Source organism: Ramlibacter sp. AN1015 (assembly GCF_037726105.1).
Lineage (GTDB): Bacteria > Pseudomonadota > Gammaproteobacteria > Burkholderiales > Burkholderiaceae_C > Ramlibacter.
In genome coordinates, this window is record NZ_JBBJUM010000005.1 from 268,763 (window position 1) to 294,830 (window position 26,068).

Genomic DNA, 26,068 nt, shown 5'->3' on the forward strand with positions numbered 1-26,068 from the left:
GCGCGGATCGGGGGATCAGCGGGCGTTGTCTTCGGAGAGGTCGTGACGGGCCAGCAGCATGGCGTCGCCATAGCTGAAGAAGCGGTAACGCTGCGCGATGGCATGGTCGTACAGCGCCCGCACACGGTCGTAGCCGGCCAAGGCGCTGACCAGCATCATCAGCGTCGAGCGCGGCAAGTGGAAGTTGGTGATCAGCAGATCGACCACGCGAAATGAAAAGCCGGGCGTAATGAAGATGTCGGTGTCGCCGGTGGCCTGCCCGGAGCGCGCCCACGATTCCAGGGTGCGCACGGTCGTCGTGCCCACCGCCACCACGCGGGCGCCGCGCACCCGCGCCGACGCGACGGCCCGCTGCGTGGCCACGGGCACGTCGTACCACTCGCTGTGCATGCGGTGCTCTGCGATCTGCTCGCTCTTGACCGGCTGGAAGGTGCCGGCGCCCACGTGCAGGGTGACGCTGGCGCGCTCGATCCCCGCTGCCTCCAGCGCCGACAGAATGGCCTCATCGAAGTGCAGCGCGGCGGTGGGTGCGGCGACCGCGCCCGGGTGCTTCGCAAACACGGTCTGGTAGCGACGCTCGTCGTCCGCTGTGTCGGCGTGCTCGATATAGGGCGGCAGCGGCACATGGCCGTGACGCTCCATGAGGGCGTGCGGCTCGTCGCTCAGGCGCAGGCGAAAGAGGGGGCCGTGTTCATGGGGCCAGCGCCCGAGCAGCGTGGCCTGGAAGCCGCCGTCCATCGCCAGGACGGTGCCTGTCGGCGGCTTCTTGCTCACCTTCATGTGCGCGACCACCTCCTGTTCCTGCAGCACGCGCTCGACCAGCAGCTCGAGCCGGCCCCCACTCGGTTTGGCACCGTACAGGCGAGCCTTCACCACGCGGGTGTCGTTGAAGACGAGCAGGTCGCCCGCACGCAGCAGCCCGGGCAGGTCGCGGAACACGCGATCGACAGGCGCGGCGCCGGTGCCATCGAGCAGCCGCGAGGCGCTGCGTTCGGCGGCGGGGTGCTGCGCGATGAGGTCAGGGGGCAGGGCGAAGTCGAAGTCGCCGACGGTGAAGGAGGTGCGCATGCTTGAGGGTCGGACGGACCCGTGCCAAGGTGGGTGAGGAAGCCGGGCAGGCGAAGCGGGCAGAATTGTTGCATGCCCGGCAGTGCGCCTCTTTCCGCTCCGCAAAAGGCCTTGCGCAAGCTGGGCCTGTCGCGCGACATCGATCTGGCGCTGCACCTGCCGATGCGCTGGGAGGACGAAACGCGCATCACCGCGCTGCGCGATGCGCGTGAAGGCGAGCTCGCGCAGATCGAGGGCACGGTGACCGGCAGCGAGGTGGCGTTCCGCCCGCGCCGGCAGCTGGTCGTCACCCTGGACGACGGCACCGACACCTGCCAGCTGCGTTTTTTCAGCTTCTATCCCTCGCAGCAAAAAGCCATGGCCATCGGCACGCGGCTGCGGGCCCGCGGCGAGCTGCGCGGCGGCTTGTTCGGCTGGCAGCTGGTGCACCCGACCTGCCGCCCCGCCCACGACCCGTTGCCCAAGGCCCTTACGCCGGTCTATCCCACGGTGGCCGCCCTGCCCCAGGCCTACCTGCGCAAGGCGGTGGCGGCGGGGCTCGCACGTGCGGACCTGTCCGACACGTTCGCGCCGGGGCTTGCGCAAAGCCTGGGACTGGCTCCCGGCTGGAGCCTGCGTGAGTCGCTGGCCTTCCTTCATCATCCCAGCCCCGAGGTGCCGATGGCGCTGCTGGAGGATCGCAGCCACCCGGCGTGGCAGCGTTTGAAGGCGGAGGAACTCCTTGCGCAGCAGCTGTCGCAGCTCGTGACCAAGCGCGAGCGCGATGCGCTGCGCGCTCCGGCGCTGCTGGCGCAGCCGGGCGGGCTGCACGAGCAGCTACTGGCCGCCCTGCCGTTCCAGCGTACGCAGGCGCAGTGCCGCGTCGGTGAGGAGATCGCCAGCGACCTGGCGCGCGCGGTGCCCATGCACCGCCTGCTGCAGGGCGACGTGGGCTCGGGCAAGACCGTGGTGGCTGCGCTGGCGGCGGCCATCGCCATCGATGCCGGCTGGCAGTGCGCGCTGATGGCGCCGACCGAAATCCTGGCCGAGCAGCACTTTCGCAAGCTGATCGGGTGGCTGGAGCCGCTGCTGGCGCCGCGGGCCCTGCGGGTGGCATGGCTCACCGGCAGCCAGAAGAAGAAGGAGCGCGCCGAGATGCTCGAGCAGATCGCGTGCGGCGCGGCGGCGCTCGTGGTCGGCACGCACGCGGTGATCCAGGAGCAGGTGCAGTTCCCCAGGCTGGCGCTGGCGATCATCGACGAGCAGCACCGCTTCGGCGTCGCGCAGCGGCTCGCGCTGCGCGCCAAGATGCAGGCGCAGGAGCAGGAGCCGCACCTGTTGATGATGTCGGCCACCCCGATCCCGCGCACGCTGGCCATGAGCTACTACGCCGACCTGGATGTCTCCACGATCGACGAGTTGCCGCCGGGGCGCACGCCGGTCCTCACGAAGGTGATCGCCGAGAGCCGCCGCGCCGAAGTGGTGGAGCGCATCCGTGCGCAGGTGGCGCAGGGCCGGCAGGTGTACTGGGTCTGTCCGCTGATCGAGGAAAGCGAGGCGCTCGACCTGAGCAATGCCACCGCCACCCACGAGGCCCTGAGCGCCGCGCTGCCCGGGGTGGCGGTGGGGCTGCTGCATTCGCGCATGCCCACGGCGCAGAAGAAGTCCGTGATGGCGCAGTTCGAATCGGGCGAGACCGGCGTGCTGGTGTCCACCACCGTGATCGAGGTCGGCGTCGATGTGCCCAACGCTTCGCTGATGGTGATCGAGCATGCCGAGCGCTTCGGCTTGTCGCAGCTGCACCAGCTGCGCGGGCGCGTCGGGCGCGGCGCCGCGGCGTCGGCGTGCGTGCTGCTGTACGCGCCGGGCGAGCAGGGCCGGGTGGGCGAGACCGCGCGGGCCCGCCTGAAGGCCATGGCCGAGACCAACGACGGCTTCGAGATCGCCCGGCGCGACCTCGACATCCGCGGCCCGGGCGAGTTCCTGGGGGCGCGGCAATCGGGCGCTCCGCTGCTGCGCTTTGCCGACCTGCAGGAGGATCGGGCCCTGCTCGAGGCGGTGCGCGCGGCGGCGCCTCGGCTGCTGGACCGCCACCCCGAGCTCGCGCAGCGGCACCTGGCCCGCTGGCTCGGTGGAAAATCGGAATACCTCAAGGCCTGAGCCCATCCCTCCATGACCCTCACCGAACTCAAATACATCGTCGCAGTCGCGCGCGAGAAGCATTTCGGCAGGGCCGCCGAAGCGTGCTTCGTGTCGCAGCCGACGCTGTCGGTCGCGATCAAGAAGCTCGAGGAGGAGCTGGAGGTCAAGCTGTTCGAGCGCAGCGCCAACGAGGTCTCGGTCACGCTGCTGGGGGAGGAGATCGTGCGCCAGGCACAAAGCGTGCTGGAGCAGGCGGCTGCCATCAAGGAGATCGCCAAGCGCGGCAAGGATCCCCTCGCCGGCCCCTTGCGCCTGGGGGTGATCTACACCATCGGCCCCTACCTGCTGCCCGACCTGGTGCGCCAGGCGATCGTGCGCACGCCGCAGATGCCGCTGATGCTGCAGGAGAACTTCACCGCGCGCCTGCTGGAGATGCTGCGCACCGGCGAGATCGACTGCGCCATCATGGCCGAGCCGTTCGCCGACACCGGGCTCGCAGTGGCTGCGCTGTACGACGAGCCGTTCATGGCGGCAATTCCCAGCTCGCATCCGCTGGCCAGCCGCAAGAGCGTCACGGCGCAGGAGCTCAAGAGCGAGACCATGCTGCTGCTCGGCACCGGCCACTGCTTTCGCGACCACGTTCTCGAGGTGTGCCCCGAATTCGCGCGGTTCGCGAGCAACGCCGAAGGCATCCGCAAGAGCTTCGAGGGCTCGTCGCTGGAGACCATCAAGCACATGGTGGCGGCCGGCATGGGCGTGACCCTGGTGCCGCGGCTGTCGGTGCCCAAGGAGGCGCTGGAGGTGCGGCCCAAGCGCCGCCGCGAGGACGCGTCCTTCGTGCGCTATCTTCCCTTCGAGGACGACGTTCCCAAGCGCCGCGTGGTGCTGGCCTGGCGCCGCAGCTTCACCCGCTACGAGGCCATCGCCGCATTGCGCAACGCGATCTACGCCTGCGAGCTGCCCGGCGTGCAGCGTCTATCTTGAAACGCTGGGCCACACGCTGTGGCGCGCGCGGCTACAGTTTCATGTTCGACACGCATCGATAGACAAGGAGTTCCGATGAGCAACACCGATGTTCCCGCCATCAATATCGGCATCAGCGAGCAGGATCGCACCGCCATCGCCCAAGGGCTGTCGCGGCTGCTGGCCGACACGTTCACGCTCTACCTCACAACCCACAACTTCCACTGGAACGTCAAGGGACCGCACTTCAACTCGCTGCACGCGATGTTCATGGAGCAGTACACGGAACTGTGGAATGCCGTCGATCCGGTGGCCGAGCGGATCCGCTCGCTCGGTGCTGCGGCGCCCGGCTCGTATGCGCAGTTCGGCAAGCTCACCACATTGCCGGACGTGCCTGATACGCCGCCTTCCGCGATGGAGATGGTGCGCATTCTCGTGAAGGGGCACGAGGGCGTGGCCCGTACCGCGCGCGAGCTCTTCCCGTTGGCCGACAAGGCCAACGACGAGCCCACGGCCGACCTGCTCACGCAGCGACTGACGGTGCACGAGCAGACCGCCTGGATGCTGCGTTCCATCCTTGAAGGCTGATACCGTGGGCGCTGCGCCGGGGGCGCAGCGCCTGCGGACCTGGCTGGACCTGATCCGGTGGGATCGACCCGCCGGATGGCTGCTGCTGCTGTGGCCGACGCTGGCCGCCCTGTGGGTGGCGGCCGGCGGCTTTCCGGGCTGGCACCTGCTGGCGGTGTTCGTGTTCGGCACCATCCTGATGCGCAGCGCCGGTTGCTGCGTCAACGACGTGGCCGACCGCGAGTTCGATCGCCACGTCAAGCGCACCGCACAACGGCCGGTGACCTCCGGACGCGTGTCGCCGCGCGAAGCGCTTGCCGTGGGCGCGGTGCTGGCCGCAACGGCTTTCGCGCTGGTGCTCACCACCAACCGTGCCACGGTGCTGTGGTCCTTCGCGGCGCTGGCGATCACGCTGCTGTATCCCTATGCCAAGCGCATCGTCTCGATGCCGCAGGCCGTGCTGGGGATCGCCTTCAGCTTCGGCATTCCGATGGCGTTTGCGGCTGTGCAGTCGCAGGTGCCGCCTCTGGCCTGGGCGCTGCTGGTGGGCAACCTGTTCTGGGTGCTGGCCTACGACACCGAGTACGCCATGGTCGATCGCGACGACGACCTGCGCATCGGCATGAAGACCTCGGCCATCACGTTGGGCAAGGCCGATGTGCCGGTGGTGATGGCCTGCTATGCCGCGTACCTGGGCGTGTGGGGCGCCTTGCTGCTGCCCCGGGTAGCTGCGGTGCCGCTCGCACTGGCGCTGCTCGCCGCCGCAGGCCAGGCGGCGTGGCACTACCGGCTGATCCGCGAGCGCACGCGCGATGGGTGCTTTCGCGCATTCCGCACCAATCACTGGCTCGGCTGCACCGTGTTCGCCGGCGTGGTTGCCGGCTACGCCTTGCGCTGACGGCAGCAGCCCCTCCGCTCAGGTGGCGCCGAACGCGTCGCCCAACTCCGTCGCCCGAGCGCAGGCGGCGTGCAGGGCGCGCTGGAAAGCCTGCGGCACACCGTCCGCCTCCATCGCGCTGATGGCTGCGTGCGTGGTCCCGCCTTTGGAGGTGACCCGCTCGCGCAGCACCTGCGGCGGATCGTCCGCGTCGCGCGCCAGTGCGGCCGATCCGGAGAACGTGGCGATGGCAAGCTGCGCAGCCTGCGCCCGTGGCAATCCCATTTGGACACCCGCCTCGATCATCGATTCAAGAAACAGGAAGACGTAGGCCGGCCCGGAGCCCGAGAGCGCCGTCACCGCGTCGAGCTGTTCCTCGGCGGATACCCACAGCCACTCGCCCGTCGTTGCCACGACCTGCTCCACGCGCTGACGCTGCGACCGCGTCACGGCGTCGCGCGCGAACAGGCCGGTGATGCCCTTGCCGACCAGCGCCGGCGTGTTCGGCATGGCCCGCACGACGTGTTCGGTGCCGAGCCAGGTGGCGATGCTGCCGGACCGGATGCCCGCGGCCACGCTCAGGTGCAACGCGTCGGGTGCGAGGTGCGCACGAGCCTGCTCCGCCGCCTCGGCGAAGCTCTGCGGCTTGACCGCCCAGACCACCAGGGAGGCGCGCCGCAGGGCGTCTTGCGCGGCGGGCAGCGCGCGCACGCCGTGCACCTGCAGAAGCCGCTCACGCGTCGGCGCGAAGGGCTCCACTACCTCGACCAGTGAGGGGTCGAGGCCGCGGCGCAGCAGACCGCCGAGGATGGCGCTCGCCATGTTGCCGCCGCCGATGAAGGCGAGCGGTGCGTGCTGGGGAGGCGGGCTTGCGGACGTCATCGGGCGAGTCTAGCCGCGCCGAAAGCGGTATCCGTGCCTGCGAGAATCAGCTCATGCGCAGACAAGACATCCTGGCCCGGCTGGGCCGACCGGAGCCCTATGACATTGCCGTCGTCGGAGGCGGCGCCACGGGCCTCGGCGTTGCTCTGGACGCGGCTGCGCGCGGGCTCTCGGTGGCGCTGGTGGATTCGCACGATTTCGCGGGCGGCACTTCCTCGCGCGCGACCAAATTGGTGCACGGCGGGGTCCGCTACCTGGCCCAAGGCCGTATCGGACTCGTGCGCGAGGCCCTGCACGAACGCGCCACCATCTTGCGCAACGCACCCCATCTTGCGGCCCGGCTGCCCTTCGTGATGCCGTCATACGGGCTGTGGGAAACCCCGTTCTACGGCGCAGGCCTCAAGCTGTACGACCTTCTGGCGGGGCGGGCAGGCTTGGGCACGACGGAGTTGCTGGGGCGGCGTCAGACGCTGGAGCGGCTGCCCGGGTTGCGCGCCGACGGGCTCAAGGGGGGCGTGCTGTACTGGGACGGTCAGTTCGATGACGCGCGGCTCGCCCTCGCGCTCGCGCGAACCGCGGTGCAGCATGGGGCGACGGTGCTGAACTACTGCGAGGTGACCGGGCTGCTGCACGAGGACGGCAAGGTCGCCGGGCTGCACTGCCGGGATCGCGAAGGCGGAGGCGCGTTCACTGTGCGGGCTCGGTGCGTGGTGAACGCCACGGGCGTCTGGGTCGATGCCTTGCGGGCCATGGATGGCGCCGGTGCGGGCCAGCTCGCCCGCCCCATCGTGGCACCGAGCCAGGGCGTCCACGCCGTCGTGGATCGCGCGTTTCTGCCGGGCAACCATGCGCTGATCGTGCCCCGCACTGCAGACGGGCGGGTGCTGTTCGCCGTTCCGTGGCTCGGCAAGCTGATCCTGGGCACCACCGACACGCCGCGTCAGGATCTGCCGCGCGAGCCGGTGCACCTGCCCGAAGAGCTCGACTTCATCCTGCGTGAGGCGGGCCGCTATCTCGCGCGGGCGCCGAGAGTGGCCGATGTCCGCAGCGTCTGGGTCGGCCTCCGGCCGCTCGTCAAACCGGCGGGTGAGGATGGCGGAGCCACGGGCGCGATCAGTCGGGAGCACACCGTAGAAGTGCGGCGCAGCGGCCTCGTGACGGTCACCGGGGGCAAATGGACCACCTACCGTTCGATGGCCGAGGACGTGCTCGCCCGTTGCGTCCACGCTGGCCTGTTGAAAGGGCTTGGAGCCGGAGTAACTGCTAACTTGCCGCTCGTCGGCGCCGAGCCGCGCAGCGCCGATCCGGTGGACCTGAGCCAGCCGCCGGGCGTGCACCTCTACGGCAGTGAAGCGGCCGACGTGCAGGCGCTGCCGGGCGCCGACCGGGAGCTGGGTGGTGGGCTGACCGAGGCCATGGTGCGCTTTGCCGCGCGCCGCGAGTACGCACGCACCGTGGAAGACGTTCTCGCTCGACGCTCGCGCCTCCTGTTCATCGATGCCCACTTGGCCGCGAGGCTGGCTCCTGCGGTGGCCGCCGTGCTGCAGGAGGAAACCGGCATCGATCCCGCGCGCGAGGCCTTCGACGCGTTGGCGGCCACGTACGTGCCCACTGCCGCTGTTGCAGGCGCTTGACAAGATTTGCACTTGTGCCAAAATCGCGGGCTCGCCTATTTTTGGGCGGGACATCCGCGAGACATCTGCCTACTCGGAAGTCGCGGGGGCCCTGGGGCCTCGGCGGCACACGACAGGCCCAAGACTGACTCGATGCATCTGCCGCAGCGTGTGGCGGGCATTGGGTACAAGTTGGGAACTACTTGAAATGATCCAAACTGAATCCCGGCTCGAAGTCGCCGACAACACAGGTGCGAAGTCCGTCCTGTGCATCAAGGTGCTCGGTGGCTCCAAGCGTCGCTACGCCAGCGTCGGCGACATCATCAAGGTGAGCGTTAAAGAGGCCGCTCCGCGCGGTCGCGTCAAGAAGGGCGAGATCTACAGTGCTGTCGTGGTCCGCACCCGCAAGGGCAAGCGCCGCGCCGATGGCTCTCTGGTCAAGTTCGACGGCAACGCCGCTGTACTGCTCAACAACAAGCTGGAGCCCATCGGCACCCGCATCTTCGGCCCGGTCACGCGCGAGCTGCGCACCGAGAAGTTCATGAAGATCGTGTCGCTCGCTCCTGAAGTTCTTTAAGAGGACGCGTTCATGAACAAGATTCGCAAAGGCGACGAAGTGATCGTGCTCGCGGGCCGCGACAAGGGCAAGCGTGGCCGGGTGGTCCTGCGCAAGGATGACGACCGCGTCGTCGTCGAAGGTATCAACCTGGTGAAAAAGCACACCAAGCCCAACCCCATGAAGGGCACCACCGGCGGCATCGTGGAGAAGGCCATGCCGATCCACCAGTCCAACGTGGCGATCTTCAACCCCGCTTCCGGCAAGGCCGACCGCGTGGGCATCAAGGTCGAAGGCGACAGGCGCGTGCGCGTCTTCAAGTCGTCCGGCGAAGAAATCAAGGCGGGCTGAGGGGTATCACATGGCACGATTCAAGCAGCATTACCTCGAGAAGGTGGCTCCCGAGCTCACCTCCAAGTTCGGCTACAAGTCGCCGATGCAGGTGCCGCGCATCACGAAGATCACTCTGAACATGGGTGTTTCGGAGGCGGTGGCCGACAAGAAGGTCATGGACAACGCCGTGGGCGACCTGACCAAGATCGCCGGCCAGAAGCCGGTGGTGACCAAGTCGAAGAAGGCGATCGCCGGATTCAAGATCCGCGAGAACCAGCCCATCGGCGCCATGGTCACCCTGCGCGGCGAGCGCATGTACGAGTTCCTCGATCGCCTGATCACCGTGGCCCTGCCGCGAGTGCGCGACTTCCGCGGTATCTCGGCGCGCGCCTTCGACGGGCGCGGCAACTACAACATCGGGGTGAAGGAACAGATCATCTTCCCCGAGATCGAATACGACAAGGTCGATGCCCTGCGCGGCCTCAATATCAGTATCACGACTACGGCCAAGACCGACGACGAGTGCAAGGCGCTGCTCGCTGGCTTCCGTTTCCCGTTCAAGTCCTGAAGGTGCATCGTGGCTAAAAAAGCTTTGATCGAGCGCGAGCTCAAGCGAGAAAAACTGGTCGCCAAGTTCGCGAAGAAGCACGCGGAACTGAAGTCGATTGCCGACGATGCGCAAAAGAGCGACGAAGAGCGCGCTGCAGCGCGCCTGGCACTGCAGCAGCTGCCCCGCAACGCGAACCCCACGCGTCTGCGCAACCGCTGTGAGATCACGGGTCGCCCGCGCGGCACCTTCCGCCAGTTCGGACTGGCGCGCAACAAGATCCGCGAGATGGCCTTCACCGGCGACATCCCTGGCGTGATCAAGGCCAGCTGGTAACCCCAGGCAGGAGATACAGAACATGAGCATGAGTGATCCCATTGCCGACCTGCTGACCCGCATCCGCAACGCGCAGATGGTGGCCAAGGCTACGGTGAGCGTGCCGTCTTCCAACCTGAAAGTGGCGATTGCCCAGGTGCTGAAGGACGAGGGCTACATCGACGGCTTCCAGGTGAAGCAGGACGGCGGAAAGAGCGAGCTCGAAATCGCGCTCAAGTACTACGCCGGCCGCCCGGTCATCGAGCGAATCGAGCGCGTGAGCCGCCCCGGCCTGCGCATCTACAAGGGCCGCGACGCGATTCCTCAGGTCATGAACGGCCTCGGTGTCGCCATCGTCACGACGCCCAAGGGCGTGATGACGGACCGCAAGGCCCGCGCCACCGGCGTCGGCGGCGAAGTGCTGTGCTACGTCGCCTGAAGGGTAGGAGCCAACAATGTCCCGAGTAGGAAAAAGCCCGGTCACCGTCCCGCAGGGCGTGGACGTGCAGATCAAGGAAGACCAGATCAGCGTCAAGGGTGCCGGCGGCCAGCTGGTGCTGTCTGCCAACGAACTGGTCAAGGTCGCCAACGAAGATGGCAAGCTGACCTTCACGCCCGTGGATGAGTCCCGTGAAGCCAACGCCATGAGCGGCACCATGCGCCAGCTGGTGAACAACATGGTTGTCGGCGTGACCAAGGGCTTCGAGAAGAAGCTGACCCTGGTCGGCGTCGGCTACAAGGCCACTGCACAGGGTGCCAAGCTGAACCTCGCGGTCGGCTTCTCGCATCCCGTCAACAAGGACATGCCCGCGGGCATCACCGTCGCAACCCCCGCGCCCACGGAAATCGTGATAAAGGGCGCCGACCGCCAGCGCGTCGGCCAGGTGGCTGCAGAGATTCGTGCGATTCGTCCGCCCGAGCCCTACAAAGGCAAGGGCATCCGCTACGCGGACGAGAAGATCACGATCAAAGAGACCAAGAAGAAGTAAGGGGCAGCACGATGTTGACCAAGAAAGAGCAGCGCCTGCGCCGCGCACGCCAGACCCGCATCCGCATTGCCCAGCAAGGCGTTGCCCGTCTGACCGTCAATCGCACCAACCTGCACATCTACGCGACCGTCATCTCCGACGACGGCAGCAAGGTCCTGGCGTCCGCCTCGACCGCGCAGCCCGACCTGCGCCAGTCCCTTGGGGGGCACGGCAAGGGTGGCAACGCGGCGGCCGCTCAGGCGGTCGGCAAGCTTATCGCCGAGAAGGCCAAGGCTGCCGGAGTCGAGAAGGTGGCCTTCGATCGCTCCGGTTTTGCCTATCACGGCCGCGTCAAGGCGCTGGCCGATGCGGCTCGCGAAGCCGGCCTGCAGTTCTAACGGACACGGATATTCAAGATGGCAAAGATGCAAGCTAAGCCCCAGGGTGACGGTCCGGAAGACGGCCTGCGGGAAAAGATGATCGCGGTGAACCGCGTCACCAAGGTGGTCAAGGGCGGCCGGATCCTCGGCTTTGCCGCGCTCACCGTGGTCGGCGATGGTGACGGTCGCGTCGGCATGGGCAAGGGCAAGTCGAAGGAAGTGCCCGCGGCCGTGCAGAAGGCGATGGAAGAAGCGCGCCGGAACATGACCAAGGTGTCGCTCAAGAACGGGACCATCCACCACAACGTGTTCGGCCACCATGGTGCGGCCCGCGTGATGATGGCTCCAGCACCGAAGGGTACCGGCATCATCGCCGGCGGTCCGATGCGCGCCGTATTCGAAGTCATGGGCATTACCGACATCGTGGCCAAGAGCCACGGTTCGACCAACCCGTACAACATGGTTCGCGCCACCTTCGACGCGCTCAGGAACGCCACCACCCCTGCGGAAGTGGCGGCCAAGCGCGGCAAGTCGGTCGAAGACATCTTCACCGCCTGACCGGAGCTAGACACACATGGCAAACCAACAGACCGTCAAGATCCAGCTGGTACGCAGCCCGATCGGCACCAAAGAGTCGCACCGCGCCACCGTGCGTGGCCTGGGCCTGCGCAAGCTCAATAGCGTGAGCGAGCTGCAGGACACCCCGGAGGTCCGCGGCATGATCAACAAGATCAGCTACCTGGTCAAAGTCCTCTGAGAGGCACACCATGCAACTGAATGACATCAAGCCCGCAGCGGGCGCCAAGCATGCCAAGCGCCGTGTCGGTCGTGGCATCGGCTCGGGCCTGGGCAAGACCGCCGGCCGCGGCCACAAGGGGCAGAAGTCCCGCGCGGGCGGCTACCATAAGGTTGGCTTCGAAGGCGGGCAGATGCCGCTGCAGCGGCGCCTTCCCAAGCGCGGCTTCAAGTCGCATCTGCTGAAGTACAACGCCGAGATCACCCTGTCCATGCTGGACACGCTGGGAGCGGATGAAGTCGATCTGCTGTCACTCAAGTCGGCCGGGCTCGTGCCCGCGATGACCAAGGTCGTGAAGGTCATCAAGTCTGGCGAGGTGACGCGCGCGGTCAAGCTCACCGGCGTGGGCGCCACCGCAGGGGCCAAGGCCGCGATCGAAGCTGCCGGCGGCAGCCTGGCCGAGTGATCGGATACGAGGTAGTACCCGGTGGCAACTAGCGCAGCCCAGATTGCACGGACGAACAAGTTCGGCGACCTCCCTCGCCGGCTGACGTTCCTGCTGCTCGCCTTGGTGGTCTACCGCATTGGCGCGCACATTCCTGTGCCGGGAATCGACCCGGCCCAACTGCAGGCCCTCTTCAAGGGGCAGCAGGGCGGCATCCTGAGCCTGTTCAACATGTTCTCGGGTGGCGCGCTGTCGCGGTTCGCGGTTTTCGCGCTGGGGATCATGCCGTACATCTCAGCCTCCATCATCATGCAGCTGCTCACCTACGTCGTTCCGACGCTCGAGCAGCTGAAGAAGGAGGGCGAGGCCGGTCGGCGCAAGATCACACAGTACACCCGCTACGGCACGCTGGGTCTGGCGCTGTTCCAGTCGCTGTCGATCTCGATCGCATTGGAGTCCTCGGCCGGTCTGGTGATCGATCCTGGCTTCGGGTTCCGCATGACGACGGTGGTCAGCCTCACGGCGGGCACGATGTTCCTCATGTGGTTGGGCGAGCAGATCACCGAGCGCGGTCTGGGCAACGGGATTTCGATCCTGATCTTTGCGAGCATTGCGGCCGGCCTGCCGGCGGCGATCGCCGGACTGCTGGAGCTGGTGCGCACCGGCGCGATGAACATCCTCGTTTCGCTGTTCATCGTCGCGCTGGTCGGCCTGGTGACCTGGTTCGTGGTGTTCGTCGAACGTGGGCAGCGCAAGATCCTGGTCAACTATGCGCGGCGGCAGGTGGGCAACAAGGTGTACGGAGGCCAGTCCTCGCATCTTCCCCTGAAGCTGAACATGTCGGGTGTGATCCCGCCGATCTTCGCTTCGTCGATCATCCTCCTGCCCGCAACGGTGGCCGGGTGGTTTGCGACGGGAGATTCGATGCGGTGGCTGCGCGACGTCGCAAGCACGCTGTCGCCGGGGCAGCCGATCTACGTGATGCTGTACGCCGCGGCCATCATCTTCTTCTGCTTCTTCTACACCGCACTGGTGTTCAACAGCAAGGAGACGGCCGACAACTTGAAGAAAAGCGGTGCGTTCATCCCCGGCATTCGTCCGGGTGATCAGACCGCCCGCTACATCGACAAGATCCTGGTTCGCCTGACGTTGGCCGGTGCGATGTACATCACGCTGGTGTGTCTGCTGCCGGAGTTTCTGATCCTGCGCTACAACGTGCCGTTCTATTTCGGTGGCACGTCCCTACTGATCATCGTGGTGGTCACGATGGACTTCATGGCACAGGTGCAGAACTACCTGATGTCGCAGCAGTATGAATCGCTGCTCAAGAAGGCCAACTTCAAGACGTCCGTGGGCGGCTGACAGGTAGCAACAGACGAGTTTCACGCGTCGATTGGGCGCGAAGGGTTTTAGGAGAAAAGCACATGAGAGTTTCGGCTTCCGTCAAGAAGATCTGCCGCAACTGCAAGATCATCCGCCGCAAGGGCGTTGTACGCGTGATCTGCACCGATCCGCGTCACAAGCAGCGCCAGGGCTGACCAGAGAGTTTCAGGAAAGACGCACATGGCACGTATTGCTGGCATCAACATTCCGCCGCACCAACACGCCGAGATCGGTCTCACGGCCATCTTCGGGATCGGACGTACCCGCGCTCGCAAGATTTGCGAGGCCTGCGGCATTGCCTATTCGAAGAAGGTCAAGGACCTGTCGGACGCCGATCTCGAGAAGATCCGTGACCAGATCGGGCAGTTCACCATCGAAGGTGACCTGCGCCGTGAGACCACGATGAACATCAAGCGCCTGATGGACATCGGCTGCTACCGTGGCTTTCGCCACCGCCGCGGCCTGCCGATGCGCGGTCAGCGCACCCGCACCAACGCACGCACCCGCAAAGGTCCGCGCAAGGCCGCCCAGGCACTGAAGAAATAAACGGGAAAGAGACTGAATATGGCCAAGGCTCCCGCCAGCAACGCCGCGCAGCGTGTGCGCAAGAAGGTTCGCAAGAACGTGTCCGACGGTGTCGCGCACGTCCATGCCTCCTTCAACAACACGATCATCACCATCACGGACCGCCAGGGCAATGCCCTGTCGTGGGCGTCCTCGGGCGGCCAGGGGTTCAAGGGTTCGCGCAAATCGACGCCCTTCGCCGCCCAGGTGGCTTCGGAGGTTGCAGGCCGCGCGGCCATCGAGCAGGGCATCAAGAACCTCGACGTCGAGATCAAGGGCCCGGGCCCGGGTCGTGAGTCCTCCGTTCGCGCCCTGGCAGCCCTGGGGATCCGCATCACGTCCATCGCCGATGTGACGCCGGTGCCGCACAACGGCTGCCGTCCCCAGAAGCGTCGTCGCATCTGAGCGGCGGGCACCTGGTTTCAACAAAGCCCACCGCCGGCATCTCCCGATGACCGGCTCCCGCGGCAGACGGCCGCGGCAGATCTAGCAAGAAGGACACACAGTGGCACGTTATCTCGGCCCCAAGGCCAAACTCTCCCGCCGCGAAGGCACGGACCTGTTCCTCAAGAGCGCCCGCCGCTCGATCAGCGACAAGGCCAAGTTCGATTCCAAGCCTGGTCAGCACGGTCGCACCTCGGGCCAGCGCACCTCGGACTTCGGCCTGCAACTGCGTGAAAAGCAGAAGGTCAAGCGCATGTACGGCGTGCTCGAAAAGCAGTTCCGCCGTTACTTCGAAGAGGCTGCTCGGCGCAAGGGCAATTCCGGCGCGAACCTGCTGTTCATCCTCGAGTCCCGCCTGGACAACGTGGTGTTCCGCATGGGCTTCGGCTCGACCCGTGCCGAGGCGCGCCAACTGGTGTCGCACAAGGCCATCACGGTCAACGGCCAGCCGGTGAACATCCCTTCGTACAAGGTCAAGAGCGGTGACGTGGTCGCCGTGCGCGAGAAGAGCAAGAAGCAGAACCGCGTCGTCGAGGCGCTGCAGCTTGCGCAGCAAGTCGGTCTGCCCGCCTGGGTCGAGGTCAACGCCGACAAGGCAGAGGGCACCTTCAAGAAGGTCCCGGATCGCGACGAGTTCGGCGCCGACATCAATGAGTCGCTGATCGTTGAACTGTATTCGCGCTAATTTTTCGTTCCTGGCCATGGGGCACCGTGGTCGGGTGCTTCACCAGCCTTACCGGTGTAACGAGCCGGGGGTATTGAGAGGAAGTCCTGCATGCAAACCAATTTGCTGAAACCCAAGTCCATCAACGTGGAGCAGCTTGGCGCCAATCGCGCCAAGGTCACGCTGGAGCCGTTCGAGCGCGGCTATGGTCACACGCTGGGCAACGCCCTGCGCCGCGTGCTGCTGTCCTCGATGGTCGGGTATGCGGCAACCGAAGTCACGATTGCCGGTGTGCTTCACGAGTACTCCTCGATCGATGGCGTTCAGGAAGACGTGGTCTCGATCCTGTTGAACCTCAAGGGCGTGGTGTTCAAGCTCCACAACCGCGACGAGGTCACGCTGTCGCTGCGCAAGGACGGTGAAGGCCCCGTGACGGCGGCTGACATCCAGACGCCGCATGACGTCGAGATCATCAACCCCGAGCATGTCATCGCGCACCTGTCGCAGGGCGGCAAGATCGATATGCAGATCAAGGTGGAAAAGGGCCGCGGCTATGTGCCGGGCACGATGCGCCGCTATGCCGACGAGCCGACCAAGTCGATTGGGCGCATCGTCCTCGACGCGTCGTTTTCCCCGGTGAAGCGCGTCAGCTACACCGTCGAGAGCGCCCGCGTGGAGCAGCGTACCGACCTGGACAAGCTGGTGGTCGAGATCGAAACCAACGGCGCGATCACTGCGGAAGACGCGGTGCGTGCCTCCGCCAAGATCCTGGTGGAGCAGCTCGCGGTGTTTGCACAGCTCGAGGGCAGCGAACTCGCCGCATTCGACCAGCCGGTGCAGCGCACCTCGCAGCAGTTCGACCCGATTCTGCTGCGACCGGTCGATGAGCTCGAACTCACCGTTCGCTCGGCGAACTGCCTGAAGGCCGAAAACATCTACTACATCGGCGACCTTATCCAGCGAACCGAAAACGAGCTGCTCAAGACTCCCAACCTGGGCCGCAAGTCGCTCAACGAAATCAAGGAAGTGCTGGCCTCCCGTGGCCTCACCCTCGGTATGAAGCTCGAGAGCTGGCCCCCCGCCGGGCTCGACAAGCGTTAATTACATCAATGGTGAACTGGCAGTACCTGATCCGGCTGCCTTTTAATCGATAAGGAAAGGACCCCACCATGCGTCACGGACACGGTCTCCGTAAACTCAATCGCACCAGCGAGCACCGCCAGGCGATGCTGCGCAACATGATGAACTCGTTGCTTGAGCACGAGGCCATCAAGACCACGGTCCCCAAGGCCAAGGAACTGCGCCGCGTCGTCGAGCCGATGATCACGCTGGCCAAGGAACCCACCGTCGCCAACAAGCGCCTGGCATTCGACCGCCTGCGCAATCGCGACATCGTCTCCAAGCTGTTCAATGATCTGGGCCCACGTTTCAAGGCGCGTCCAGGTGGCTACACCCGTATCCTGAAGATGGGCTTCCGGGTCGGCGACAACGCCCCCATGGCGCTTGTCGAGCTGGTCGATCGCCCCGAAGTTTCCGCGGAAGAACAGCAGGCCGGCGAGTAACCGGCACGTTTCTGACCTATAATCATTTTCTTCTGACGCGCGGTGGAGCAGCCTGGTAGCTCGTTGGGCTCATAACCCAAAGGTCGCAAGTTCAAATCTTGCCCGCGCAACCAATTCAAACCGCCCACCATCTGGTGGGCGGTTTTTTTTGAGACCGCGCCTTGCGTCGAGATGCGGACCGCCGGACGAACATCGATCCTTTGCGCGGCCCATCGGCGCCAGCTCGCCGCGACGGCATACGGCAAGCGCAGTACGGCTCGCGCAGAGGATCCGCGCGTTCACCCGCGCACTTGCGATGTGCCCCTTGGCGTTCGATCACCTGTCTGGCGCACAGCGCGGCGACCGCGGTCGTCATCAACGCGCTGTGCTGTCTTCACCTTCAATGGCGAGTCCGCTGCTCGCTGTGCTCCTGAGGCGGTTGCGGTGTTTGCCGACCGGCATCGGGCGCAGCCAGAGCCTGCTGTGACGCGCCTCCCGGTCGGGCGTCTTCGGTCTGCCCATCGCTCGCTTGAATTTCGATCCGGCGGCTGCGTTCCGGCTGAGGTTGCTTCGGCACGTGGACCGTGAGGACTCCGTGCTCGAACTCGGCGCGAACCTGCTGGGCATCGGGCTCGAAGGGCAGCTGGATCGATCTCTGGAAGCGCCCGAAGCTGCGCTCTATCACGTGGTAGTCCTGCTGCTGCTCCGCGGCTGCGTTCTTCTTTTCGCCACGTATGGTGATCACGCTGCCCTCGATGCGCAGGTCGAGCTCGGACGGCTTGACTCCTGGGACCTCGGCGTAGATGCAAATCTCCTGCTGGTCCTCACGCACGTCTAGCCGCGGCATGGACATCAACTGCCCTGACACGCCGGGCGGAGCTGCGGAACCGCCGAGCCCGATGAAATCATCGAACAACCGGTTCATCTCCCGGTGCAGGTCCGAGAACGGATCTTGCGCAGATCGGCCGCGCCCTGTCGGGAACGGCCCCATCAATCGCGACATCATGTTGGCCTCCTTTCGTCGTCATGCGTCACGTCGATGGGCCCAAGCTGGTTGCCGCGACCGAGCGCTTCACGTCAGCCGAGTGCGCGTACCTGCGTCAGTGCGTTCTGACATCGTGGCGCGGCTTGCCAAGACGGACGACGCCATGGCTGGAGGGCAGGTCGCCCCCTCAGGCAGCCCACAGCAGTGAGCGCATCGAAATCGATGCTGCCTGGAACGATGCGTTGAATACCTGCATGGTGTCGCCGTCCTCGCTCGCGCCGGCTGCGTACAGCAGCGGCAGGTAGTGCTCCCAGCTGGGCTGCGCGAGCCGCGCAATCGCGCCCAGTTGCTGAAACTCGGCGAGTGCCGCCAGGTCCCGTCGGTCGAGCCACTCCTGCACCTGGGCGTCGAAGGCGACGGCCCACTCGTACGCCTGGTCGCTTGCCGCTTCGCGGCGCATGGTGCGCAGGTTGTGCACGATGTTGCCACTGCCGACGATCAACACGCCTCGATCCCGAAGGGGCCGCAGTTGCCGTCCAAGCGCGAGGTGCGCGGTCGCAGGCTGATTGAAGTCCATGCTCAGTTGCACCACCGGGATATCGGCGGCGGGAAACATGGGCTTTAGAACGGACCAGGCCCCGTGGTCCAGCCCCCATGCCTGCGCATCCACGCCGATCGGCGGGTTCCGCATCGCCGCGCCAATGGCGGCTGCGACCGCCGGCGCGCCAGGAGCGGGATACTGCTGTGCGAACAGCTCCGCCGGGAACCCGCCAAAGTCGTGGATCGTCGGAGGGCGCTCCTGCCCGGTGAGCCACCAGCCGTCGGTAAGCCAATGCGCCGAAATGCACAAGATCAGCTGCGGCATCGGGTAGCGTGTACCGAACTGGCTGCCGAGCTGCTGCCAGCTGCGCCGATAGACGTTGTCCTCGATGGCATTCATCGGGCTGCCGTGTCCTACGAACAGCACCGGCATGCGGGCCGTGGACGCAAGCGGGGAGAGGCTCTCGAGGGGCGCGGAAGCGGATGGCGAGGTCACCGACGTATCGTAGCGAACGCGCGCGCGGACGGCGTGGCGTCCTGCCGCACGCGCAAAAAGCGCATCACGCAACGGGCATTCGCCCTCGTGCGAACCCTCCATGGACGCGAGGCCGCGTCGCCCATGGCGCGGGTCGAGCGGCCGCGGTGAATTCCGCTGGTGCAGCCACAGTCCACCCAAGTCGCGGCGCATCTGCTCGGCTTGCTGACCTTTGGGCGCGGGCGCACCGCAGCCGGGCCGATCGCCTCCAGCGACGCTGCCGTTGGCACGGGGCAGGCGCTCAAGTGCTGCAACAATGCTGCGATGCCCTCACCGCAGAGTCCCGAGCCAGTCAATCCGCAGAAGCTGCGTCGTGGCGTGGCGCGCGTGTGGCATGCGACGGGCTACTCCCTCGCCGGGCTGCGCGCGGCATGGCTGCACCCGGCGTTCCGACTGGAGGTTTTGCTGGCGCTGGTGCTGCTGCCCGCCGCCACCGTGCTGGCGCGCAGCTGGGTCGAAGCGGCGCTGCTGGCCGGTTCGGTGCTGCTGGTAATGATCGTCGAACTACTCAATACGGCGATCGAATCCGTGGTGGACCGCACGGGGCTCGAGTGGAACGCGCTGTCGAAGCAGGCCAAGGACATGGGAAGCGCGGCGGTGTTCCTGAGCGTCCTGCTCGCCTCCGGTGTGTGGATCGCAGCCCTGGCTGAGCGCTTTATTCCCTGAGAGCCGGCGCGAAAGCGCAGAGCCGAGGTCACCGGTGTCCGCGTGCGCCTCTCGATTCCGGTGTCCTTGGCGCACGCTCGCCTGACCGCGTGGGCTCATTCGCGTGGTGGAGAGGCAAAAAAACGCCACCGCGAAGGGTGGCATTCATGTCTTTGGCGCGGCTGGCGGGGATCGAACCCACGACCCTTGGCTTCGGAGGCGATGAATCCGGACATGGATCGACATGGATATGAATTGATTTCTCTCGCAGAATCAACAACATAGGCGACTCCTGCACGCTTGGGATGTAGACTTGGATGGATCGGAATCCGCCGATTCCGCTTACACCAGGGCTTACATGGCGAGAGTCAATCTGACGCCGGCGCGCGTTGCCGAGTTCGAGTGCGAGAAGGGAAAGAGCCAGACATTCCTCTGGGACATCAAGTCCCACTGCCTCGGCGTCCGCGTGACGCGAATGGGCGCGAAGGCGTATGTCTGCCAGGCCAAGCTTCACGGCAGGGACATTCGAGTGACCTTGGGTTCTCCTGACGCGTGGACCATCCAGGATGCACGGGAGGCGGCCAACCGGTTCAAGGTCACCGTGGACCAGGGGATTGATCCGAGAGTCTTGGCCGCCAAAGCTAAGGCGGCGGCGGATGCTTCGGCAGCGGAACGCCAGGCCAAGCAAGTCGTGGCACGCACGGCCTGGAACGTCTATCTCGCGGCGCCTCACCCGAAGTGGGGGAAGACCCACCGTCACGACCACGAGATTGCTGCTCAAGTTGGCGGCGAGAAGCCCAAGCGAGGAAAGACGCTCACGAAGGCCGGACCGCTTGCCAGTCTTCTGGAGCGGCCCCTCAACGCGATCACGTCCGAGGTGGTCTCCGCCTGGCTAAAGGCCGAAAGCTCCAGCAGGCCCACCGCGGCTGGGAATTCCTTGCGCAAGTTCAGGGCGTTCATCAATTGGTGCATGGAGCACCCGGTCTACCAAAGGGCTGTCCACGCGGATTGCGCCACCGCACGCGCAGTGACGGACTTCTCTCCACCCAAGAACACCAAGGAACACGACGCATTACAGCGCGAGCAGTTGGAACCTTGGTTCCGGGCGGTGCGCGCCATCAACAACCCGGTCGTGAGTGCATACCTTCAGGGCCTCCTGTTGACGGGAGCCCGTCGCACTGAGTGGCAGCTGCTGAAGTGGGTGGACGTGGATCTGCGAGGCCGGAAGCTGACGATCCGCGACAAGGTCGACGGCCAGCGCACGATTCCACTCACGCCGTATCTCGCATCGCTGCTGGAATCGTTGCCGCGAGTGAATGAGTACGTCTTCAGCAGCGTAACCTCCAAGGCGGGTCATCTCGTGGGCGTCAGCAAGCCGCACGCACAAGCCTGTGCAGAAGCCGACCTGCCGCACGTGTCGTTGCACGGACTTCGACGCTCGTTCGCGACGTTGAGCGAGTGGATCGAGGTGCCAGTTGGTGTAGTAGCGCAGATCCAGGGGCACAAGCCTAGTGCGATCGCCGAGAAGCACTACAAGCGTCGCCCCATTGACCTTTTGCGGATGTACCACGACCGTTTGGAGTCGTGGATGCTGCAGCAGGCCGGTGTTCGCTGGAACGCTCGTGAGCACGCAACACTACTGTTGGAGCCGAACGAGCCTGCAGTCACGCACGAGGCGGAGGTTGGTCAGCCTGCTTCTTTCATGGGAGAAGCATTCGCGAAGATTGACACACGGACTCGACACTTTGAAAAGAAGAAGGCGAGCCCGGTTGTGGCCACAGTCGCTACGCAGCCGCTGCGTACTGAAGGCATGGGAGCTGTCATGGCCCGCGGCATTCCTGATCTCGTGTATCGGTCTCCTGCGCAACGTCAGAAAAAAATGGATGCTGGCACGTCCGAGACTTAGCGAGTTCTCGAATCGAGAGTACGACTGCCTCCTGCTCCGCCAAGACCTCTGTCCACAGAGGTCCACCAGAGTCCCCCAAGCAGCATAAAGCCCTGAGAAATCAGGGCTTTATGTCTTCTGACGTCCACGGACGTCCATGACGATCCAAGACCTTATCGGGGTACGAATCGGGGTATGGAGACAGCGGCTATCGGGGTACTTTTCTTCCAACAGAAGGACCCGAAAGATGTCTGAAACGACCGCAACCACCACCACTCAACGTCGACCCCGGCAGCCAGACTGCCGTCTCACCGACCAGCAACTGGCCGACCTGATCACTCGAGAGCGCCCGTACAAGGTGTTCGACGGCAACTCACTCTTCGTCCTTGTCACACCGAGCGGGCAGCGCTCCTGGCGGTGGCGGTACTACATCCGGGGGCGGGAGAAAGTGCTGCTCCTTGGGTCGTACCCGGAGGTCAGCCTTGAGCAGGCGCGCGCCGCCCGAGACCAAGCACGCGAGAAGGTGCAAGCCGGCATTGATCCTGCGGACGAGAAGCGGGAGGCGAAGCTTGCTCTGCTGATCGCGCAGGAGTCATCGTTCGAAGCCGTCGCTCGTGCCTGGCACTCGAGGTGGTCCACAGGGCGGCATGCGAGGTATGCGGAGGACGTCATGAGCCGGCTGGAGCGGAACGTATTTCCGGTGCTTGGGCACAAGCCAGTGGACCAGATCGAACCCAAGCACGTCGTCGCAATGATGGAGCGTGTCCAAGGGCGCGGAGCCACGGATGTCGCGCGCCGAGTGCGGAATACCTGCAGTCAGGTGTTTCGGTACGCGATCACGCGAGGGCTGTGCAGCCGCAACCCCGCCTCCGAGTTCAAGCCCTCGGACGTCCTGCCCCAACGCGCCGCAGGGAATCACGCCCGGATTGACGAAAGCGAGCTGCCTCAGCTCCTGAGAAAGATTGAAGCATACGAAGGTTCACAGCTTACCCGGCTCGCGATGAAGCTGCTTGCATTGACGTTTGTCCGCACATCTGAACTGATCGAGGCCAAGTGGGACGAGATCGACTTTGACGCAGCGGAATGGCGGATACCCGCCGAACGCATGAAGATGAAGCGGCTGCACATCGTGCCGCTGGCGCCGCAGGCTGTTCAGGTCCTTCGGACGCTTCAGGTGATCTCAAGGGGATCGGAGTTGCTGTTTCCCGGTGACCGTGACCGAAAGAAACCGATGAGCAACAACACGATTCTGAAGGCCCTCGAGCGCCTTGGGTACAAAGGGAAGATGACGGGCCACGGCTTCCGCGGGCTGGCATCCACTGCGCTGTACGAGCGGCAGTTCGCTTCGGATCACATCGAACTCCAGCTGGCGCACGTGCGGGGCAAGGTAAGAGGCGCATATGACCATAGCAGGCAGCTGCCGCAGCGGCGGAAGATGATGGAGTTCTGGGCGGATTTTCTAGAGGAACGTCTCCGCGCGCAGTAGGAGTTCTTGCCCTTGGCTTTCAAACGCCACGAGGATGTCCGCTAAGGGGTCGATTGCCGCCATCAGCTACAACCGCGCTGGCGGCGTCCTCTTAGACCAGACATAGGGTTACGCGCGGCGAACGAGTGACCGCTTCAGACTGTGTGCTGCCGGTCAGGTTGGAGTCGCCCGATGACGGCAGTCGCCGATACCTGACATTGGGGGCCAGGCGCGACGAGCCATCGTGATTGGCCGGAAGCAGACATGCCGCTCCTCCGAGCGATCGCTGACGGCGGGGGGCGCCCGCCGCATGTGCGCGGAGAGACTACGCGGCCTTCGTAGCTGATTCCACGATGAACTTGCTTCGTTCGTAGAGCTCGTCGAAGGTGATGATGTCGATACCGTTCACCGAGTTCCGATATAGCTCGAACGACCGAGCCTTTTCCGCATTCACGCCGGTATCAGTCACGAATTGCCCCGTCGAGCCGATTACGATGAATGCCCTGGGTTTGTAGTTGAACACCACCTCGCCCGTGGGGGTGCCGTCTTCGTCCGCGGGTCGAATGAGCCCGTAAAGATGCTGCATGGCTGCCGAGACCGTTCCCTGGACCTGCGATACCGCGCCTGCGAGCTCGCGAGATGGCGCCCAGCAACCGGGCCTATAGGCAGAAGACTCGAGCAAGGGAGTGTTGTGCGTTTTAATCTCGACGAAGCAGAGCGAGTTGATGACGCCGCGCGTCTTCATAAGTCCGTCCGATCGCTTCCCCCGCTCTAGAAGGTTGTGACCTTGCACGACCTGTTCCAGTTTTCGACCTTCGAAGCCGGTCACAAAGAAGTAGCTCAGTCCATATCCAAAGACCCAGCGATTCCTCTCGAAGAACATCTGCCAAAGAGCCTCATCGCCGGCCGCGCCCTTTTGCTGGCGCACTTGCTCAAAGTATTCCCGGCTGCTTAACAGCTTTGAGAAGGTGCCCAGCTGGCGTTTCCGATACCCCAGTGCAACAACGTCTTCCTTCGTGAGGTCAGACTGCATCGCCTCCGCAAAAGCCTCTTGGTTATCGTGAACTAGGCTCTTGGCCTGTTCCTTGGACACTATCAGCCGCTTCAGGTCCTTATCAGTCAGGTTCACTTTGCCTGGGCCGTCGAACTCCACGGATGCGATGTTCTGGAAGAAGTCCAGAAGCTTCGCAATCTCGGATCCGACGAACGAGAAGTGCGTGTGGTGCGGGGCACCGGACTTAGGAGTGAACGCCTGCAGCGTTACGACGCGCAGTTGCCTGTCGGATTCGAGGAACTTGGCGACGATTTCCGTGCGGCCGCTAGCAGTATGGCGAAGGACGACTTCATTTTTCACCTTAACGAAGTGCAGGCCTTCTGAGTCAATCACCTTCGAGGCAATCCGTAGTGCTCCGTCAGGAATCTGCACTGCCGGGCTGATGTAGGTCTTGCCAGGCAGCTTGTTCTTGTGAATCTCTACTTCGTCGTCCATGGCCCCTCCTTGGCGCCATGTTACAGAAATGGCAGCTTTCGACCCAGCGCGGACGTGCGCCTCTCAGCTTACGTGGGCAGGCAGCTGATGCCCGCGTCGTACTCGCCTGCCCGCTGGGCGAAATAGGCCTCTCTGGAGCGTCAGCTCACGCCCAATCACTGTCTCGCAGCGGCCCACTTGGTTGGACCGGGCGCCCTCACGCAACGACGGCGGCAACCGACCAAAGAAGACTTCGCAGCTAAGGGTAGACCCGAATCATCTCCGGCCGGCGCCCGGCGACGTGCAGACGAATCCAGAAAAAGTGCCCGACGCCCCAGTCGAAGTGGTCTTCCTCGGCAAACGTAAGGCGATATGTGGAGTGCGAGTCCAGTTTCACGTCTTCTGAGTCGAAATCGGCACTGTAAATTTCGTTCCGCCTCACGAATGGCCACCGAGTGGTCCCGGCCAGGAGCTCCCAGTGAGCGAGGATGAAAGGCCGCGTGCCGAGGTTCCTGATCTGGATCTGGTTCCCGATCTCTCTGCTGCCACTGAATTTGTAGCTTATGTCTACCTGGAATCGGTCTCGCCACAACTCCCAAAGCTTTACGGCTGCCAACAGCGTTGAGAGACCTGCGCCCCATATGGCAAGGAAGGAGGAATCGATGGATATCACGACCCAAGAGCATACCGGGCTCAAGGATCAGCAGCACAGCACCGGCGAGGTCCCCGAGAAGGGCGCGTGCACGGCTTCCCACCTCGAACGCGTTGAACGCAGGACGTCAGCTTCCGACCCACTGGCGTCGTTCATCCGTCTTCGGGTCCGGGTGTGGCTCAATGACCGCATTGACGCCGAGACCCCGCACTTGGCGGCCTCCGTCGACCGACAGCAACCGCTGCAAAGCGGTCCTTGGTCCCGGGTGCAACACCGGCAGCGAGAGGTGCTGCCGTCGCACCTAGGGAAAGTCCGTTCGGGTGCCAGAAGAAGACATCCGGGGTACGCGCCGGGGTATCAGACCGACAGTTCACCCGTGTCGATGGGGCGGTCAGCGGGGATGCTGCTGCTGACTGATCCGCCGACTAACAACGAAACGTCGAAGTCGAAGTCAGCGCCGCGCAGGCAACTGGCCCACAGCGCTGCGGGATCGTCAGCCTGGTGCACGCCGGCTTCGGTGGCGCCGACCTACTTAGCTCTGTTTCACCGTGCTCAGCGCGACAATGCTATCGGCTGATAGTTTGTGGAAGCGGAGTTGTTTTTCCACCTCCTTCGGATCATTAATCCCGGTAGATGCCGCCAAAGCTACTGCATAGCAATCAACTGCTTGCCTCCCACCTCCGCTTAATCTTCGAGGTTGTCATTGAACACCACGTGGACGCCTGCGGCTCGGTCAGAGTTGGGAAAAGTGAATTCGTCTATGAACAATCTGATGCTTGCGTCGCGCGCACAAGGGGCTAAAGTTGCTCCCGACGCCGCGCAACTCTCGTGGACAAAGGGCTTATGACGAATTCATCCGACTCTCTACGCAGACTGAGCATCGCAGAGATAAACGCCTTGAACGCAGAAATAGCCGAGTCCACCGA

Annotated in this window: 31 protein-coding genes and 1 tRNA gene; 27 read left to right on the forward strand and 5 right to left on the reverse strand. The window is 64.7% G+C overall.

All coding sequences use genetic code 11. The annotated features are described in order from the left end of the window. Positions 1 to 15: 15 nt before the first annotated feature. Complete coding sequence (gene queA / locus WG922_RS10530; RefSeq protein ID WP_340282537.1) at positions 16 to 1,068, reverse strand: tRNA preQ1(34) S-adenosylmethionine ribosyltransferase-isomerase QueA; 1,053 nt, start codon at positions 1,066 to 1,068, stop codon at positions 16 to 18. 72 nt (positions 1,069 to 1,140) lie between these two features. Between queA and recG the strand changes: the two genes are divergently transcribed. The 4 genes from recG to ubiA all read left to right on the forward strand — a co-directional run bounded on the left by recG (position 1,141) and on the right by ubiA (position 5,617). Then, the gene (recG, locus tag WG922_RS10535; protein ID WP_340282538.1) at positions 1,141 to 3,207 is read left to right on the forward strand and encodes an ATP-dependent DNA helicase RecG; all 2,067 of its coding nucleotides are present in this window, start codon (positions 1,141 to 1,143) and stop codon (positions 3,205 to 3,207) included. A gap of 12 nt (positions 3,208 to 3,219) precedes the next feature. Continuing rightward, positions 3,220 to 4,173, forward strand: coding sequence for a LysR substrate-binding domain-containing protein (locus WG922_RS10540; RefSeq protein ID WP_340282539.1), 954 nt, complete (start codon positions 3,220 to 3,222; stop codon positions 4,171 to 4,173). A 75-nt stretch (positions 4,174 to 4,248) separates the two neighbouring features. Continuing rightward, positions 4,249 to 4,740: a Dps family protein gene (locus WG922_RS10545; protein ID WP_340282540.1), complete on the forward strand. Its 492-nt coding sequence runs from the start codon at positions 4,249 to 4,251 to the stop codon at positions 4,738 to 4,740. Further along, positions 4,730 to 5,617 carry a 4-hydroxybenzoate octaprenyltransferase gene (gene ubiA, locus WG922_RS10550; RefSeq protein WP_340282541.1) on the forward strand — a complete coding sequence of 296 codons (888 nt, stop codon included), beginning with the start codon at positions 4,730 to 4,732 and terminating at the stop codon, positions 5,615 to 5,617. Before WG922_RS10545 ends, ubiA begins: the two co-directional genes overlap by 11 nt. A gap of 18 nt (positions 5,618 to 5,635) precedes the next feature. Here the strand turns inward: ubiA and proC are convergent, their stop codons facing one another. Next, positions 5,636 to 6,478 carry a pyrroline-5-carboxylate reductase gene (gene proC, locus WG922_RS10555; RefSeq protein ID WP_340282542.1) on the reverse strand — a complete coding sequence of 281 codons (843 nt, stop codon included), beginning with the start codon at positions 6,476 to 6,478 and terminating at the stop codon, positions 5,636 to 5,638. A gap of 53 nt (positions 6,479 to 6,531) precedes the next feature. Between proC and WG922_RS10560 the strand changes: the two genes are divergently transcribed. The 19 genes from WG922_RS10560 (at position 6,532) to WG922_RS10650 (ending at position 17,101) form a co-directional block, all read left to right on the forward strand. After that, positions 6,532 to 8,112 (forward strand): glycerol-3-phosphate dehydrogenase/oxidase, encoded by a 1,581-nt coding sequence (locus tag WG922_RS10560; protein WP_340282543.1) that lies wholly within the window; start codon positions 6,532 to 6,534, stop codon positions 8,110 to 8,112. A gap of 187 nt (positions 8,113 to 8,299) precedes the next feature. Then, positions 8,300 to 8,668 (forward strand): 50S ribosomal protein L14, encoded by a 369-nt coding sequence (gene rplN / locus WG922_RS10565; RefSeq protein ID WP_340282544.1) that lies wholly within the window; start codon positions 8,300 to 8,302, stop codon positions 8,666 to 8,668. 12 nt (positions 8,669 to 8,680) lie between these two features. After that, positions 8,681 to 8,998, forward strand: a complete 318-nt coding sequence (gene rplX, locus WG922_RS10570) for a 50S ribosomal protein L24 (protein ID WP_340282545.1) — start codon at positions 8,681 to 8,683, stop codon at positions 8,996 to 8,998. Between the two features lie 10 nt (positions 8,999 to 9,008). Further along, entirely contained in the window at positions 9,009 to 9,548 is a 540-nt protein-coding gene (rplE, locus tag WG922_RS10575) for a 50S ribosomal protein L5 (protein WP_340282546.1), read from the forward strand. Positions 9,549 to 9,557: 9 nt separating this feature from the next. Further along, the gene (gene rpsN / locus WG922_RS10580) at positions 9,558 to 9,863 is read left to right on the forward strand and encodes a 30S ribosomal protein S14 (protein WP_340282547.1); all 306 of its coding nucleotides are present in this window, start codon (positions 9,558 to 9,560) and stop codon (positions 9,861 to 9,863) included. 22 nt (positions 9,864 to 9,885) lie between these two features. After that, positions 9,886 to 10,281 carry a 30S ribosomal protein S8 gene (gene rpsH / locus WG922_RS10585; protein WP_340282548.1) on the forward strand — a complete coding sequence of 132 codons (396 nt, stop codon included), beginning with the start codon at positions 9,886 to 9,888 and terminating at the stop codon, positions 10,279 to 10,281. Positions 10,282 to 10,297: 16 nt separating this feature from the next. After that, on the forward strand, positions 10,298 to 10,831 hold the full coding sequence (gene rplF, locus WG922_RS10590) for a 50S ribosomal protein L6 (RefSeq protein WP_340282549.1): 534 nt from the start codon (positions 10,298 to 10,300) through the stop codon (positions 10,829 to 10,831). 11 nt (positions 10,832 to 10,842) lie between these two features. Further along, a complete protein-coding gene (gene rplR / locus WG922_RS10595) occupies positions 10,843 to 11,208 on the forward strand; it encodes a 50S ribosomal protein L18 (RefSeq protein WP_340282550.1) in 366 nt (121 codons plus the stop codon). An 18-nt stretch (positions 11,209 to 11,226) separates the two neighbouring features. Further along, entirely contained in the window at positions 11,227 to 11,748 is a 522-nt protein-coding gene (gene rpsE / locus WG922_RS10600; protein WP_340282551.1) for a 30S ribosomal protein S5, read from the forward strand. 16 nt (positions 11,749 to 11,764) lie between these two features. Next, positions 11,765 to 11,947: a 50S ribosomal protein L30 gene (gene rpmD / locus WG922_RS10605; protein ID WP_340282552.1), complete on the forward strand. Its 183-nt coding sequence runs from the start codon at positions 11,765 to 11,767 to the stop codon at positions 11,945 to 11,947. A gap of 10 nt (positions 11,948 to 11,957) precedes the next feature. Further along, positions 11,958 to 12,392 carry a 50S ribosomal protein L15 gene (gene rplO / locus WG922_RS10610; RefSeq protein ID WP_340282553.1) on the forward strand — a complete coding sequence of 145 codons (435 nt, stop codon included), beginning with the start codon at positions 11,958 to 11,960 and terminating at the stop codon, positions 12,390 to 12,392. Between the two features lie 21 nt (positions 12,393 to 12,413). After that, the gene (gene secY, locus WG922_RS10615; protein WP_340282554.1) at positions 12,414 to 13,733 is read left to right on the forward strand and encodes a preprotein translocase subunit SecY; all 1,320 of its coding nucleotides are present in this window, start codon (positions 12,414 to 12,416) and stop codon (positions 13,731 to 13,733) included. Positions 13,734 to 13,795: 62 nt separating this feature from the next. Then, entirely contained in the window at positions 13,796 to 13,909 is a 114-nt protein-coding gene (gene rpmJ, locus WG922_RS10620; RefSeq protein WP_011481465.1) for a 50S ribosomal protein L36, read from the forward strand. A 25-nt stretch (positions 13,910 to 13,934) separates the two neighbouring features. Next, positions 13,935 to 14,300 carry a 30S ribosomal protein S13 gene (gene rpsM, locus WG922_RS10625; protein ID WP_340282555.1) on the forward strand — a complete coding sequence of 122 codons (366 nt, stop codon included), beginning with the start codon at positions 13,935 to 13,937 and terminating at the stop codon, positions 14,298 to 14,300. Positions 14,301 to 14,318: 18 nt separating this feature from the next. Beyond that, positions 14,319 to 14,723 carry a 30S ribosomal protein S11 gene (gene rpsK / locus WG922_RS10630; protein ID WP_340282556.1) on the forward strand — a complete coding sequence of 135 codons (405 nt, stop codon included), beginning with the start codon at positions 14,319 to 14,321 and terminating at the stop codon, positions 14,721 to 14,723. Positions 14,724 to 14,823: 100 nt separating this feature from the next. Beyond that, positions 14,824 to 15,447 carry a 30S ribosomal protein S4 gene (rpsD, locus tag WG922_RS10635; protein WP_340282557.1) on the forward strand — a complete coding sequence of 208 codons (624 nt, stop codon included), beginning with the start codon at positions 14,824 to 14,826 and terminating at the stop codon, positions 15,445 to 15,447. A 90-nt stretch (positions 15,448 to 15,537) separates the two neighbouring features. Continuing rightward, a complete protein-coding gene (locus WG922_RS10640; protein ID WP_340282558.1) occupies positions 15,538 to 16,527 on the forward strand; it encodes a DNA-directed RNA polymerase subunit alpha in 990 nt (329 codons plus the stop codon). 68 nt (positions 16,528 to 16,595) lie between these two features. Then, complete coding sequence (gene rplQ, locus WG922_RS10645; RefSeq protein WP_340282559.1) at positions 16,596 to 16,988, forward strand: 50S ribosomal protein L17; 393 nt, start codon at positions 16,596 to 16,598, stop codon at positions 16,986 to 16,988. 36 nt (positions 16,989 to 17,024) lie between these two features. Continuing rightward, positions 17,025 to 17,101, forward strand: a tRNA-Met gene (locus WG922_RS10650). Between the two features lie 266 nt (positions 17,102 to 17,367). On the opposite strand, the gene WG922_RS10655 is transcribed toward WG922_RS10650, so the two are convergent. Together WG922_RS10655 and ygiD are read right to left on the reverse strand one after the other, a co-directional pair. Continuing rightward, the gene (locus tag WG922_RS10655) at positions 17,368 to 17,973 is read right to left on the reverse strand and encodes an Hsp20/alpha crystallin family protein (protein ID WP_340282560.1); all 606 of its coding nucleotides are present in this window, start codon (positions 17,971 to 17,973) and stop codon (positions 17,368 to 17,370) included. A gap of 166 nt (positions 17,974 to 18,139) precedes the next feature. Continuing rightward, entirely contained in the window at positions 18,140 to 18,925 is a 786-nt protein-coding gene (ygiD, locus tag WG922_RS10660) for a 4,5-DOPA-extradiol-dioxygenase (RefSeq protein ID WP_340282639.1), read from the reverse strand. Positions 18,926 to 19,291: 366 nt separating this feature from the next. Here ygiD and WG922_RS10665 point away from each other — a divergent pair, with 366 nt between their 5' ends. The 3 genes from WG922_RS10665 (at position 19,292) to WG922_RS10675 (ending at position 23,043) form a co-directional block, all read left to right on the forward strand. Continuing rightward, positions 19,292 to 19,693, forward strand: a complete 402-nt coding sequence (locus tag WG922_RS10665; RefSeq protein WP_340282640.1) for a diacylglycerol kinase — start codon at positions 19,292 to 19,294, stop codon at positions 19,691 to 19,693. Positions 19,694 to 19,985: 292 nt separating this feature from the next. Next, positions 19,986 to 21,578 carry a tyrosine-type recombinase/integrase gene (locus WG922_RS10670; RefSeq protein ID WP_340282561.1) on the forward strand — a complete coding sequence of 531 codons (1,593 nt, stop codon included), beginning with the start codon at positions 19,986 to 19,988 and terminating at the stop codon, positions 21,576 to 21,578. Between the two features lie 226 nt (positions 21,579 to 21,804). After that, a complete protein-coding gene (locus WG922_RS10675) occupies positions 21,805 to 23,043 on the forward strand; it encodes a tyrosine-type recombinase/integrase (protein WP_340282562.1) in 1,239 nt (412 codons plus the stop codon). 304 nt (positions 23,044 to 23,347) lie between these two features. On the opposite strand, the gene WG922_RS10680 is transcribed toward WG922_RS10675, so the two are convergent. After that, positions 23,348 to 24,511 (reverse strand): Shedu immune nuclease family protein, encoded by a 1,164-nt coding sequence (locus tag WG922_RS10680; RefSeq protein ID WP_340282563.1) that lies wholly within the window; start codon positions 24,509 to 24,511, stop codon positions 23,348 to 23,350. A 641-nt stretch (positions 24,512 to 25,152) separates the two neighbouring features. On the opposite strand from WG922_RS10680, the gene WG922_RS10685 reads away from it, so the two are divergent. Beyond that, on the forward strand, positions 25,153 to 25,719 hold the full coding sequence (locus WG922_RS10685) for a hypothetical protein (protein ID WP_340282564.1): 567 nt from the start codon (positions 25,153 to 25,155) through the stop codon (positions 25,717 to 25,719). The last annotated feature ends 349 nt before the right edge of the window (positions 25,720 to 26,068 follow it).